Annotated in this window: 16 protein-coding genes; 11 read left to right on the forward strand and 5 right to left on the reverse strand. The window is 62.6% G+C overall.

Annotated elements, in window-relative coordinates; genetic code table 11:
- Nucleotides 1–125 precede the first annotated feature (125 nt).
- Nucleotides 126–974, reverse strand: coding sequence for an aldo/keto reductase family oxidoreductase (locus tag GTP69_RS28960; RefSeq protein ID WP_161058109.1), 849 nt, complete (start codon nt 972–974; stop codon nt 126–128).
- A 106-nt stretch (nt 975–1080) separates the two neighbouring features.
- Here GTP69_RS28960 and GTP69_RS28965 point away from each other — a divergent pair, with 106 nt between their 5' ends.
- Complete coding sequence (locus GTP69_RS28965; RefSeq protein ID WP_161058110.1) at nt 1081–1980, forward strand: LysR family transcriptional regulator; 900 nt, start codon at nt 1081–1083, stop codon at nt 1978–1980.
- A gap of 8 nt (nt 1981–1988) precedes the next feature.
- Here GTP69_RS28965 and GTP69_RS31165 read toward each other — a convergent pair whose 3' ends face one another.
- Complete coding sequence (locus GTP69_RS31165) at nt 1989–2903, reverse strand: hypothetical protein (protein ID WP_202424617.1); 915 nt, start codon at nt 2901–2903, stop codon at nt 1989–1991.
- A 178-nt stretch (nt 2904–3081) separates the two neighbouring features.
- Here GTP69_RS31165 and GTP69_RS28970 point away from each other — a divergent pair, with 178 nt between their 5' ends.
- Complete coding sequence (locus GTP69_RS28970; RefSeq protein WP_161058111.1) at nt 3082–3768, forward strand: hypothetical protein; 687 nt, start codon at nt 3082–3084, stop codon at nt 3766–3768.
- A gap of 3 nt (nt 3769–3771) precedes the next feature.
- Here the strand turns inward: GTP69_RS28970 and GTP69_RS28975 are convergent, their stop codons facing one another.
- Genes GTP69_RS28975 through GTP69_RS28985 form a run of 3 tightly spaced genes read right to left on the reverse strand, consistent with a single transcriptional unit; the run spans nt 3772 to nt 6268 of the window.
- The gene (locus tag GTP69_RS28975; RefSeq protein ID WP_161058112.1) at nt 3772–5160 is read right to left on the reverse strand and encodes a TadE/TadG family type IV pilus assembly protein; all 1389 of its coding nucleotides are present in this window, start codon (nt 5158–5160) and stop codon (nt 3772–3774) included.
- Between the two features lie 2 nt (nt 5161–5162).
- Nucleotides 5163–5789: a TadE/TadG family type IV pilus assembly protein gene (locus GTP69_RS28980; protein WP_161058113.1), complete on the reverse strand. Its 627-nt coding sequence runs from the start codon at nt 5787–5789 to the stop codon at nt 5163–5165.
- On the reverse strand, nt 5789–6268 hold the full coding sequence (locus GTP69_RS28985) for a TadE/TadG family type IV pilus assembly protein (protein WP_161058114.1): 480 nt from the start codon (nt 6266–6268) through the stop codon (nt 5789–5791). The genes GTP69_RS28980 and GTP69_RS28985 overlap by 1 nt, the downstream gene beginning before the upstream one ends.
- 320 nt (nt 6269–6588) lie before the next feature.
- Here GTP69_RS28985 and GTP69_RS28990 point away from each other — a divergent pair, with 320 nt between their 5' ends.
- From GTP69_RS28990 to cpaB, 9 genes are all read left to right on the forward strand, one after another.
- A complete protein-coding gene (locus tag GTP69_RS28990; RefSeq protein WP_161058115.1) occupies nt 6589–8268 on the forward strand; it encodes a sensor histidine kinase in 1680 nt (559 codons plus the stop codon).
- 50 nt (nt 8269–8318) lie between these two features.
- Nucleotides 8319–8951, forward strand: coding sequence for a response regulator (locus tag GTP69_RS28995; protein WP_202424618.1), 633 nt, complete (start codon nt 8319–8321; stop codon nt 8949–8951).
- A 179-nt stretch (nt 8952–9130) separates the two neighbouring features.
- Nucleotides 9131–9280 (forward strand): hypothetical protein, encoded by a 150-nt coding sequence (locus GTP69_RS29000; protein WP_161058117.1) that lies wholly within the window; start codon nt 9131–9133, stop codon nt 9278–9280.
- 71 nt (nt 9281–9351) lie between these two features.
- On the forward strand, nt 9352–9525 hold the full coding sequence (locus GTP69_RS29005; protein WP_161058118.1) for a Flp family type IVb pilin: 174 nt from the start codon (nt 9352–9354) through the stop codon (nt 9523–9525).
- 60 nt (nt 9526–9585) lie between these two features.
- Entirely contained in the window at nt 9586–9759 is a 174-nt protein-coding gene (locus GTP69_RS29010; protein ID WP_161058119.1) for a Flp family type IVb pilin, read from the forward strand.
- 243 nt (nt 9760–10002) lie between these two features.
- The gene (locus tag GTP69_RS29015; protein ID WP_161058120.1) at nt 10003–10176 is read left to right on the forward strand and encodes a Flp family type IVb pilin; all 174 of its coding nucleotides are present in this window, start codon (nt 10003–10005) and stop codon (nt 10174–10176) included.
- A gap of 200 nt (nt 10177–10376) precedes the next feature.
- Nucleotides 10377–10967, forward strand: coding sequence for an A24 family peptidase (locus GTP69_RS29020; RefSeq protein WP_161058121.1), 591 nt, complete (start codon nt 10377–10379; stop codon nt 10965–10967).
- Between the two features lie 81 nt (nt 10968–11048).
- Nucleotides 11049–12443: an ATP-binding protein gene (locus GTP69_RS29025; protein ID WP_161058122.1), complete on the forward strand. Its 1395-nt coding sequence runs from the start codon at nt 11049–11051 to the stop codon at nt 12441–12443.
- Nucleotides 12444–12458: 15 nt separating this feature from the next.
- A partial coding sequence (gene cpaB / locus GTP69_RS29030; protein ID WP_161058123.1) for a Flp pilus assembly protein CpaB occupies nt 12459–13213 on the forward strand: 755 nt, incomplete at its 3' end.

Raw genomic sequence — 13213 nt, forward strand, 5'->3', positions numbered from 1 at the left:
TAAATTTATTCGTTATTTTTCAATGAGATAGACTACACTTTTCTTGATGTGAAACGTCTTTTCAAAAAATGGAAAAAAAGATGCGGCAGCCCATCATGCCGCATCCCATAATGTGGAAGGCGTTTTCAGCCCTTGATGCTGTCCAGCTTGCGCAGCGCTTCCGGCGGCAGCACCAGCGTGGCGGCGGCGATATTCTGGCGCAGGTGGGCCACCGACGAAGTGCCGGGAATCAGCAGGATGTTCGGCGCCCGTTGCAGCAGCCAGGCCAGCGCAACTTGCATCGGCGTAGCATCCAGCTCGGTCGCCACCTCGGCCAGCTGCGACGATTGCAGCGGTGAGAAACCGCCTAGCGGGAAGAAAGGCACGTAGGCGATGCCGTCTTGCGCCAGCTCATCGATCAGGGCGTCGTCATGGCGGTGCACCAGGTTGTACTGGTTCTGCACGCAGACGATAGGAGCGATGCTGCGCGCCTGCCGCACTTGCGCTGCGGTGGCGTTGCTCAAGCCGATATGACGGATCAGGCCGCGCTGCTGCAATCCGGCCAGTGCGCTGATGTGGGCTTCGATATCGCCTTCGGCTGGCCCCATGACGTCGAACATCAGGCGCATGTTAACCACGTCCAGCACGTCCAGCCCGAGGTTGCGCAGGTTGTCATGCACAGCCGCTTCCAGTTGCTGCGGCGATTGCGCCGGCAGCCAGCCGCCTTCCGCGTCCCGGAAGGCGCCGACCTTGGTGACGATGGTCAGGTCGTCCGCATACGGGTGCAGCGCTTCGCGGATCAGTTGATTGGTGACGTGCGGGCCGTAGAAATCGCTGGTATCGATATGGTTGATGCCGTTGGCCACGGTGTCGCGCAGCACGGCCAGCGCCGCCTCGCGGTCCTTCGGCGGGCCGAACACGTGCGGGCCGGCCAGTTGCATGGCGCCGTAGCCCATGCGGTTGACAGTCAGGTCGCCGAGTTGAAAGGTGCTCATGGTGTTCTCCTGTGGATGAGTGAATGAACACAGTCTAGGCAGCTTTCTGCTGTGCGACAATACATCACAGTGGCACAGCTTGTGCCGAAAACAGGACAATCCAAAAATGGCGGAATTACAGGACATCGGCGCCTTCGTTGCGGTGGCCACGCATGGCGGCTTTCGCGAGGCGGCGCGCCAGAGCGGCAGCAGCGCGTCGCAACTGAGCGAGGCGGTGCGACGGCTGGAGGCGCAACTGGGCGTGCGCCTGCTCCATCGCACCACCCGCAGCGTGGCCGCCACCGAAGCCGGCCAACGCCTGCTGGAACAACTGACGCCGGCGCTGGACGCGGTAACCTCGGCGCTGGATGTGGTGAACGGCTTCCGCGATCGCCCCGCCGGACGGTTGCGCCTCAACGTGCCGCTCAGCGCGTCGAAGCTGATCCTGCCGCGCATCCTGCCGCCGTTCATGGCGGCCTATCCGGAGATCTGCGTCGAGGTCACGGTGGAAGACAGCTTTGTCGACCTGTTGCGCTCGGGCTGTGACGCCGGCATCCGCTACGGCGAGCGCATGGAACAGGACATGGTGGCGCTGCCGATCGGCCCGCGCACGCAGCGCATGGCGTTGGCGGCGTCGCCGGCCTATCTGCAATTGCATGGGCGGCCGAAGAAGCCGCAGGATTTGCTGCAGCACGTCTGCCTGCGCGGGCGTTTCAGCAGCGGCGCCATGCCGGCCTGGGAATTCCACAACAAGGGTCGCACGGTGATGATCGAGCCGGCCGGGCCGCTGATTGTCAGCCTGGGCGCCGGCGCCGATCTGGCGGTCGATGCGGCGCTGGCCGGCAGCGGTCTGATCTACCTGTTCGAGGACTGGCTGCGACCGTATATGGATCGCGGTGAACTCGAACCGGTGCTGGAGCGCTGGTGGCCGGCCTTCAGCGGGCCGTCGCTGTACTACCCCGGCCGCCGCTACCTGCCGGCACCGCTACGCGCCTTCGCCGACTTCATCCAGACCATGCGCTGGTAAGCCTGCGCTTACTGGGTAGCGGTCGCGATCGCGGCGCGCAGGCTGGCGTCGGTCCAGCCATAGGTCTGGGTCTGATTCTGCTCGCCGCCGGACAAGGTCACGCCATTGCTGCCCAACACGGCCTGCAACGCCTGCGTGGCGCCGAGGCGGGTGATCATCAGTTGGCCACGGTCGGGACGGTTGTCGCCGGCCTCATGCACCGGGCTCATCACGCTAACCTGCCAGCTGTCCTTGCCATTGCTGACGGTGTACACCAGGTTGTTGGTGCTGCGCTCCGGCTTGCCGGCAACGAAAGTGATCACGGTCGAGGTGCTGCCGGCGTTGCTGATGGTGTAGCTGGTCGACGCGCCGGCGCGGAATTGCAACTGGGTGGAGTTGTAGAAGTAGCTGTCGTCGCTACCGTTGTCCTGCATGGTGCCGTTGATGTCGCCGCCGACCAGCTTGAACTCCAGCGTGCCGTCGGTGTCCAATACATCAATCGCCGGCGCGGTCAACTGCGCCACCACCAGCGTGTGGTCGGCATTGGCGGTCAATTGCTTAACAGTGCTAGTGCCGCTGTACAGCTGGTACGGCATTTCGTTCACACGGCAACGGTTCAGCGTCTGCGTGGCTTTGGCCGCGTCGTAGGCGGTGGTGCCGCCCGCGCCGCAGTTGCCGGTACCGCCGGCCGTCAGTTGCAGCGCCTGTACCGATTCCAGCATCTGGAAGCTGGCCCAGGCCACTGCGAACGAGCTCAGGTCATTGCCGGTGGTGGCCGGCGGCGTGGTCACCGGTGGTGTCGTAACAGGCGGCGTGGTGACCGGCGGCGTCGTCACGGGCGGCGTGACGGCGGCGGTATCGGTATCGCTGCCGCCGCCGCAGGCGCTCAGGGTGAGCGCAAGGGCCAGGGGGATTGCGGTCAAAGTCAGGTGAAATGCGCGCATGGTGATTCCTTTAAGTGTATAGGTTGGCGACCGCGTTGATTGGGCGGACACCTAGCTATTCGTCGCCGGCGCGCAACCGGTTCAAACTTTTTGACACTATTTTCCGGCGTTACATGCCACTTGCACTGCTCCAACCTTGTGCTATATTCAATGCACAAATCACAATAAAGGAGACAGCATGACCATCAAACGTTCGTTTGCAGTGCTCTGTTTCATCCTGCCGTGCGCACTCGCGCAGGCAGGCAACCACGAAGCGGTGCCGGCCCCGGCACAGGCGGTCGGCGATTCGTGGACCTATCAATATACCGACGTATGGAAAGGCGCCAAGGGCAACATCAACCGCATGGAAGTGGCGGCGATTGATGAAGCCGGCATCCACGTGGCGATCAAGCGCGCCGCCAGCGGCGCCCTGATCAGCACGCAGTTATTCACCCCCGAGATGAATCCGGTCGAGCGCGGCGGCATGCACTTCGCACCGTCGTTCACGCGCTACGTGTTCCCGCTGGCGCCCGGCGCCGAATGGAACAACGAAGTGGTCGGCGACAACAGCAAGGCCGGCAAGCAATGGCGCTATGCGATCAAAGGCAAAGTGGTGGACTGGGAAAAAGTGCGGGTGCCGGCCGGCGAGTTCGATGCGCTGAAGATCGTGGTCGAGGCGCAGTATGCCGACGTCAACGACAGCAGCAAGATCGGCGGCAAGCTGACCGAGACCGTGTGGTTCGTGCCGACGCTCGCCAACTACGTCAAGCTGGACTACCAGGACGCCGACGCCGCCGGCCGGCTCTACAGCCGCGACAGCTGGGAGCTGATGTCATTTGCCCACAAGGCGCCGGCGCTGGCAGCGACAGTACCGGTTGTGCACTAGCACTTACTTGGTGATTTTCAGGATGGCCGACGCCAGTTTGGAGAAACACGGCGTCAGGTCAGCCTGGGTGGCAGCGTAGCAATACACGCCCACTGGCTTGCTCGGCCGCGCGCAGCGGGACGGTGCATCGACCGCGTTGGCCATGCACTTTAGCGTGTCCTCGCCCTTTTCCTTGTCAACGCCAGAAGCGGCTTTCAACTGCGACCCCAAGCCCAGCGTGAACACATAGATACCCTCATCCTGCGACTTGGCCGCCATCGCTTCCACCAGGTTGCGTGCAGCGCGGTTGACGTTCTGGTAGGTGATGGCATTGGTCACCACGCGCGGCGTGGTGGTCACCACCTTGAACTCCTGCGCGTTCGGATCGTTGGGATTGGTTACCGGGTTGTGGCCGTTATACCAGTCCGGCAGCGAGCTCACCCGATCCGACAACTGCGCATTGCGACCCAACGAATTGTTGTAGCCCTGGTTATAGGGATTACATTTGCCGCCCAGCGCGGTGTAGTTGTCATCCGGACTGTACAGGCCGTACGGTTCGCCGGAGCCATCATCATCGGTGGCGATGGTGCCGGCGACGAGGCAGTCGCTGGGGGTCTTCCAGTTCAGGTAGGCCGCGAACGAGTTCGGCGCGCCGTCCGAGAAGAAAATGATCACGCGCAAGTTGGAACGGTTCAGGTTGGCCGACGGCACACTGTTCAATTGCTGGCGCGCACGCCACATGCCTTCCGCTGATGCGGTCGAACCTTCGAACTTCAGCGCCTTGATGTGGGTCTCCATGCTGGTGCGGTCGAAGCCGCGCGCGGTCTGCTGGATCGCGTCGTCCACCTCCGAGCCAAAGGCGAAATGCACCAGGCCTACCCGGTCCTGGGTCGAGTTGAATTGCTTGAGGAAGGTGATGGCCGAGCTGCGTACATTGGCAGCGCTGTCGGACAGCGAACCGGAGGTGTCGAGCGTGATCACCATGTCCAGATCTTTGCGCGTGGTCTGGGTCAGCACGCCCGGCGTCAGCGGCCCGCTCAGGTTAGTGCCCAGTAGCGAAGCCGGCATGGTGGCCGAGGCCGATACCGACACCGTGACCTGACCGCCGGTGTAAGTGACCTGCGTGTCGCCCAGCGTCGCCGTCGAGCCCAGGTAGCCGGCCGGGAAGTTGGCATTGAAGAAGCGCGTCGCCGCCGCCTTGGCATTGGTGGTCTGGGTGGCCTGGTCACCGCCAAGGCTGGTGGCGCGCGCGCCCGCCAGCGCGGCGGAGTCGGTGGCGGCATTCAGCTTGGCCTTGATCATGTAGCTCAGGCCGGCGCTAAAGGCGAGGCCGGCGGCCATGATCAGCACCAGCATGCCGATGACGATCAGCGGCAGCACGGCCCCGCGTTGTTTGTGTGTGTAGGTAGCCATGATCAGAATATCGACATCGAATAAAGATTGGGACCAATGGTCGACGTGCCCAGCGGGCCCAGCGTGACCGGCGCAAACACCATATCAAATTTATAGAACGCTTCCACCACGTAGACCACCTCGCCATCGGCCAACTGGTTGCTCATCAGCGTCGTCACCGGGGCGTTGCTGCCGGTCGGCACCACGCAGGTACCCGCCACGCCGCTGGCCCAGTTGCCGCAGCTCCAGACCTTGCTGGTGGGCGCATAGCCGCTGACGCGGTAGCCACGGTTGTTGACGCTGTCGTCCCAGCGGTACTGCTCCAGTACGATGGTGCGGGTGCCGCTGCCACTGGTCTGGCCCATGATGCGGGTTACGTACAACATGCCCTGCTTGTTCATGTCCAGCGGCGGCGCCGAGGCCGCCACCTGGCCGATGATGGTCTGGGCATTCTCGGACAGTTGCAGCTTGCCGCGCGAGGCCAGGTTGGCGCCTTCCCGGCTCAAATTAATCAGGATCATATTGGCCTGGATACCGCGTGCGAGATCGACCATGCTGAGAAACAGGATGATCAGCACCGGCAGGATCAAAGCCACTTCGACCGCAGCAATACCGGTGGCGCGGCGACGGCAACTGTAAGCAGGCCTCATCAGCTACTCCAGCTTTCGTTTTTCATGGTCGCCGCCACCGCGAAGTTCAGCTTGCCATTCTTGAAGAAAGCGCCGATCAACGGCGTGCGCAGGGTCCAGGTGCAATCCAGGCGGATCACGACGATATCATCGGGACCGCCGAACATGGAACTGGAATAGTTGGCCGAACTGGCGTAGGTGGCGCCGTTGACCGAGATCACCGGCGCCACCATGTCATACATGCCGGCCGAACTGTTGCGCATGACATTGATCATGGCCTGGAAGCGCGCGGGCGTGCTGGAGGTATCCTGGTCGGTGCGGCCGGTGATGCCGTAGCGCGTGCCTTCCCGCACCGCGTACTGCATGCTCATCGTGGTGAAGAAGATGATGGAAAACTCCAGGATCGCGAACATCAGCAGCAGCACGACGGGCGCCACCAGGGCCATCTCCACCACCGCTGAGCCACTTTGGCGGCGGCGCAAAAAATTAGGTACTCTCATGACGTGACGTCCGGGAAGCTTAGAAGAAGGAAATGCGGCGGTGGCGCGTTGCGCGGCACGGCGGAGCGGCGTTCCGGCGTCCGTTTCGGGGCCGGCGGCGTCACAGGATTGAGGTGGCGGTAGCACATTGTAGCGTGATTTAAATGTTTCGTCTCGTTATTTAAAATTAACCTTGAGTATCAAACAGCAAGCGACATTCCACACCCTGTAGCATCGGCAAAAAATAGATGCTTTACAGGAGGCGATTCTATGAGTAGACTCGCGAAATTGCAAGTAGTGCAACAAGTATTAATAAATAATTAACACAAACCCAGCAAAGCATGCCGCCAGTCACCCATGATATCGATACCCCGACGGGACGCAACGGCGATGTGGCCGGCGCCTCGATGGTGTTTATCATGCGTCTGTTGCTGGCCTTGTCGGCGCTGCTGACGCTATCGATCGCCCCGGGCGACCTCGGCAACGCCAGTACGCAGGGCGCGCTGGCGTGGATGGTGTTTAGCGCCTATCTGGCGCACAGCATGACGCTGCTGGTGGCGGCACGGCGGCATGGCAACCCTTTCTGGCACGGCAAGCTGGTGTACTGGCTGGACCTGGGCTGGTACGGCCTGATGGTGTATTGCAGCGGCGGCAGCAACAGCTTCTTCTTTCCCTTCTTCTTCTTCGTCATCCTGACCGCCTCGTTCCAGTGGGGCTTCGACGAGGGCGCGCGCATCACGCTGGCCTCGTCCCTGGTACTGGCGCTGGCTACCTGGCTGGCAGACCAGAGCGCCAACCAGGCCAACCTGCTGCTGCGCACCACCTTCCTGCTGGCGCTGGGCTATATGATTTCCTACTGGGGCGGGCTGGGCCTCACCCAGCGCCACCGTCTCAACCTGCTGCGGCGCGTCAGCCAACTGTCCAATCCGCGCTTCGGGGTCGACCAGACCATCGCCTCGATGCTGCAGCAGACCGGCCGCTTCTACCATGCCAGCAACTGCCTGCTGCTGATGCGCGGCGGCGCCGACGAGCTGTGGCAGCTGCACTCGGCGACGCCGGACAAGGTGACACTGTCGCATTTATCCGACGCCGCCGCCGCCCCGCTGCTGGCGTTCGCCCCCAAGACGCTGGTGCAGTACGCCGGCGCATTGCACCCGCGCCTGCCGCGCACCATTGAGGCGCGCCAGCGCGAGGTCAGCCAAAGCCGTTGGGAAGCACTGCCGCCGGCGCAGCTGGTGCACCTGATCGATTTGCTCGACGCCTCGTCCTTCATCAGCGTGCCGCTGCCCCTGCGCAAGGGCCAGGGGCGGCTGTACGTGGTCTCCGGCGCCGAGCGCCTGACGCGCGGCGACGCCGCCTTCCTGCACCAGTTGGCCACCCAGTTCTTCCCGGTGATCGAAAACATCATCCTGCTGGACCGCCTGGCGTCGGACGCCGCCTTCCGCGAGCGGCAGAAAATCGCCCGTGACTTGCATGACTCCACCATTCAGCCCTACATCGGTCTGCGCCACGGAATCAGCGCAATACGTCAATCTGTGCAAACAGAGCACCCATCTGCGGCAGAACTCGATAAACTACTGGATATGACGAGCCAAGTCATCACCGACATGCGCGCTTTTGCCAAGACCGTGCGCGAGGGGGTGGCGCGGCAGGAAACCGAGCTGCTGGTGGCCTTGCGCCGCCAGGCCAAGCAGGTGCAGGAATTCTACGGCCTGAGCATCAGCATCGAGGCCGCCGAGGATTTCCGCCTGAGCGACCGGCTGGCAGCCGAGGTATTCCAGATCGTCAACGAAGGCATGAGCAACATCCGTAAACACACCCGCGCGCGCGCCGGACGCATCCACCTGAAGAATGTGGACGACCAGCTGCACATACGGATTGAAAATGAAACTCCGGAAGGTCCACCGGCCCAATTCCTGCCAGGATCGATCGCCGAGCGCACCACTGCGCTGGGCGGCACGATCGAGATAAGCCAGACGGCGCAAGGCGCCACGACGGTCCATATCGCCATTCCGGTCTGAATCCTGGAACAGAAATGACCACTACTGAAACTAACGCCCCGATCCGGATCATGTTAGTCGATGACCACAAGACCATGCTATGGGGCTTGGAAAAATTGATTGAGGGCGCCGGTGCGGCCCTGACCCTGGCCGGCACGGCCCACAACAATGAAAGCGCGCTGCGGGAAGGCGCGCGTCTGCGCCCGGACCTGATCGTGCTCGACCTCGACCTTGAAGGACGCAGCTCGATCGAGGTGCTGCCGCAACTGCTGCAGGACAGCGGCGCGCGCGTGCTGATCCTCAGCGGCAACCGCGACCAGGCCCTGCTGGCGCAGGCCGTCAAGCTGGGCGCGCGCGGCGTGGTCAGCAAGGAGGCGCCGGCCGAGGTATTGTTGCAGGCCATCGAGCGGGTGTGTGCCGGCGAGATGCATCTGGATGCGAGCCTGATGGGCGCGCTGCTGGGCCAGAGCGCGCCGGCCAAGGCCGATCCCGAAGCGCAACGCATCGGCTCGCTGACCCCGAAGGAGCGCAAGATCGTCGCCACCGTGGTCGACAGCAACGGCGCGGCCAACAAGGAACTGGCGGCCAAGCTGTTCATCGCCGAGCCAACACTGCGCAACAACCTCACCTCCATCTACCAAAAACTGGGCGTGGCCAACCGCCTGGAACTGTACGTCTACGCCACCCGTCACGGTTTGCAATAACACCCGGCAGCGCGGCGCATGACAAATGTCATGCCGCCGCCGCTGACAATCGTGACCTCCCTCCTGCCCACAAAGTGACATCCGTCCGCTGTGGCGCCGCCGTGCCCTGCGTAGAATTCAATACATCAGCAGCGGTGCCGCACCGGCGGAACCGGCCACTAAACCCAGGATAAAGGAACATGAGCATGCGGATTTCAACAGGGAAGGCCAATCGCGCATACCGGCTCAACGGTCAAGCGCGCGGCGCCACCTTGATGGAGTATGCGCTGCTCGTGGCCCTGGGGACGGTGATCATCAGCATCGCGCTGCTCGCATTTTTTAGGACCTAAAACCTGAGCCCAGTTTTAGTTGAATTGACGATGTAAAACGACATTTAACTCACATACCCAAGGAAACTATCATGAACGCCATCAAAAACTTCATTGCCGACGAATCCGGTATCACCGCCATCGAATACGCGCTGATGGCCGCAGCCATCGGCGGCATCATTACCGTCGCCTTCACCGGCCTGGGCAACGGCATCAAAGCCAAGATCAACACCATCATCACCAGCCTGGGCGGCACCACCGTCTGATCGATGCGACCACCGTATCGGCAATTACCTGCAAACATCTACCTACACGAGAAAAACATCATGAACGCCATCAAAAACTTCATCAACGACGAATCCGGCATCACCGCCATCGAGTACGCACTGATGGCCGCTGCCATCGGCGGCATCATCACCGTCGCCTTCACCGGTCTGGGCAACGGCATCAAGGCCAAGATCAATACCATCATCACCAGCCTGGGCGGCACCACGGTGTAAGCCACGCTGTCATCGCTGCTGCGTTGTCGAACGGATCGCATTGGCGGTCCGTTTTTTTGGGGCTGTTGCGTTTGCCGGTGGCATATCGTGACAAATGTCACGCCACAAAGTGACATTCCTCGGCTGGCGCGCCGGCCATTCTTCGGTAGAATTCAACCCATCAGCTGCACCTAAAACCCGAGCCCCGTTTTAGTTGAATTGACAATGTAAGTAACTCTCCCCCACATACTCAAGGAAACTATCATGAACGCTATCAAAAACTTCATCAACGACGAATCGGGCATCACCGCAATCGAATACGCACTGATGGCCGCCGCAATTGGCAGCATCATCACCGTCGCTTTCACCGGCCTGGGCAACGGCATCAAAACCAAAATCAACGCCATCATCACCAGCCTCGGCGGCACCACGGTATAAACCCCGGCGGCCTCTCGCCGGCCATCAAGCGGATCGCAGTGGCGGTCCGTTTTTTTTTCGCCTCGCGGGTGACCGCTGTCGCGCCGCGCGCCGCACCACGGCACCCCGTGCCACTGCGCAGACCAACCCGGCGGCAAGAAGGTGCAGCGTCCCTCGCCCAACTGCGTTACCATCAGCCATCGTCTCTCTTCCCGCGCACCATGATCCAACTACCTTTGTTGTTGCTGTGCTCTGTGCTGGCGCTGGCTGTCTGGAGCGATGTGCGGACGCGCCGCATTCCCAATGGACTGGTGTTCGGCGGAGCAGTGCTGGGCCTGGCTCTGAACACCCTGTATGCGCCAGGCGACGGTTTGTTCATCATGCCGTTCGGTGGACTCGGACTGTTGTGGGCCCTGGCCGGCCTGGGCGTGGGGCTGCTGCTGCTGCTGCCGATGTACATCTTGCGCACCCTGGGCGCCGGCGACGTCAAGCTGATGGCCATGGTGGGTGCCTTTGTCGGGCCGCAAGCAGTGATCGGTTGCACCGTCATGACCCTGCTGGCCGGCGGCGTACTGGCGCTGGCGGTGGCGGCATCGACCGGCCGCCTGCGGCCCTTGCTGCGCAATACCTACCAGATGGGCCTGCACGCCTTGTTCCGCAGCCTCGGCGGCGAGCGGGTGCAGATCGAGGCGCCGTCCGAGGCCAGCGGCCGCCTGCCGTATGCGGTGGCGATCGCGGCCGGCACGCTGCCCTACCTGATCTATGGCGCGCTCAACGGACACTCGCTGTTTGACGCTTTTTTACAACACTAAGTTTGTATACACCCGTGACCAGCCATGGCGATATAATTGTTCAGCCGACAAGATTCTTGGCCGCTAACTATCAAGGACGTCATGGAAGCTGAGCTTGGTATCACCGCCATTGCAGAATCCAGCGAACCGGCCGGCGCGCGCGCGCCGCGCAGCGTCGAAGAAACCGGTCTGTCGTTTTTATTCCTCACTGAACTCATACTCAAGGTGCTGTTCCAGCGTGGCCAGGTGCGGCTGCCGGAACTGGCCGCGCACATCAAACTGAGCGTCAGCGTCATCACGCCGCTGGTGACGTTCCTGCGCAACGAAAAGCTGTGCGAAGTCACGCGAAGCGGCCACAGCGGCACCGATGCCGACCTGACCTACCACCTGACCGATGCCGGCGCGCTGCGCGCCACTGCCTGCCTGAATCGCAACGCTTACGCCGGACCGGCGCCGGTGACGCTGGCAGCGTACGTGGCGCAGGTGGCGGCGCAAAGCGTGCGTCACCTGCATGTGGTGCGCGCCGATGTCGATCGCGCCTTCAGCGACGTGGTCGCCAGCCGCGGCGTACTGGACCAGATGGGCGCGGCCATGAATTCCGGCCGCGCGATGTTCATCTACGGCCAGGCCGGCAGCGGCAAAACCTTCCTGGCCGAGCGCCTGTGCGGCCTGCTGCACGGCGCCATCGCGGTGCCCTACGCCATCATGATCGACGCCGAGGTGGTGCCGTTCTACGATCCGGTGCAGCACCAGCCGGCGGCCGATGGCAGCGCAGCGGTGCAGGCCGAACTCGGCGATCGCCACCGCACGCTCGACGCGCGCTGGGTGCGCGACCTGCAGCGTCCGACTGCACTGACCGGCGGCGAGCTGACGCTGGAAATGCTGGACCTGCGCTTCGACGCCAACACGCGCCTGTATCAGGCCCCTCCTCATTTAAAAGCCAACAACGGCATCTTCATCATCGACGACCTCGGCCGTCAACGCTGCTCGCCGCTGGAATTGATGAATCGTTGGATCGTGCCGATGGACCGTGGCGTCGATTACCTTTCGTTGCACACCGGACTGGTTTTTCAAGTTCCTTTTGATGTGGTCGTGGTATTCTCGTCGAACTTTCTACCCGAACGATTATCCGATGGCGCCTTCCTCCGCCGCCTTGGTTACAAGATAGAAGTCCCGCCCCAAACCCAGGCGGAATATGAGCTGCTGTTCCGCCAGGCCTGCACACAATACGGCATGGCGTTTGACGCCAGCGCCTTTGCGTATCTGCTGAGTGAGCACCACGCCAAGGATCAGACGCCGTTGCTCGCTTGCTACCCGCGCGACCTGATACGCCAGGTGCGCGACCTGGCGCGCTACGAAAACACGCAGCCGACACTCGACCAGCGCTCGCTCGACTGGGCCTGGCAGAATTATTTTGCCGGCGCCGGCGCACGCCGCGTGGCTGCAGACCAACAGAAAAAAGAACGCGAACGACGCGACACCAACACAACGGGCTAACCGGGAAAGTACAGCATGAGAAACACGCGGGCTTTGACAATGATTGGGGTGGCGCTGGTGATGGCGCTGGCCGCCGTGGTACTGGCAGCACAATGGATCGCCGGCCAATCGGCCAACAACAGCAACAAGGTCGCGGTGGCGCTGCTCGACATCAGCATGGGCGCGCGCATCACGCCGGAACTGGTGCACATGGTGGACTGGCCGTCGAACTCGGTGCCGCCCGGCGCCCTGCTCGACCTCAAGTCGGCGGATGGCCGCATCACGCGCAGCAATATCCAGCGCGGCGAACCGCTGATGGAAAGCAAGCTGGCGCCGGTCGGCACCACCGGCGGCCTGTCGGCCGTGGTGGCGGCCGGCAAACGGGCCATGACGGTGCGCGTCAACGACGTGGTGGGCGTGGCCGGCTTCGCGCTGCCAGGCAACTTCGTCGACATCCTGGTCAATACCCAGAGCGATTTCCACGGTGACAATGCGCCACGCGAACAAGCCATCTCCAAGATCGTGCTGGAACGCATCCTGGTGCTGGCCATCGCCCAGGAATCCAACCGCGACGACACCAAGCCGAAAGTGGTGAACGCGGTGACGCTGGAACTGACGCCGGAGCAGGTCGAGAAACTGGACCTGGCGCGCAGCGTCGGCACCTTGTCATTGGTGCTGCGTAACCAGATCGACCCGGCCAGCGCCAATACCGAGGGCGCCACCAAGAGCTCGCTGCTGGACGACGGCCGCCCGCCGCGGCCGGCCGCCGCGCCCCCGCTGGCGCCGGCGCC

This window comes from Duganella levis (genome assembly GCF_009857605.1).
GTDB lineage: Bacteria > Pseudomonadota > Gammaproteobacteria > Burkholderiales > Burkholderiaceae_D > Rugamonas > Rugamonas levis.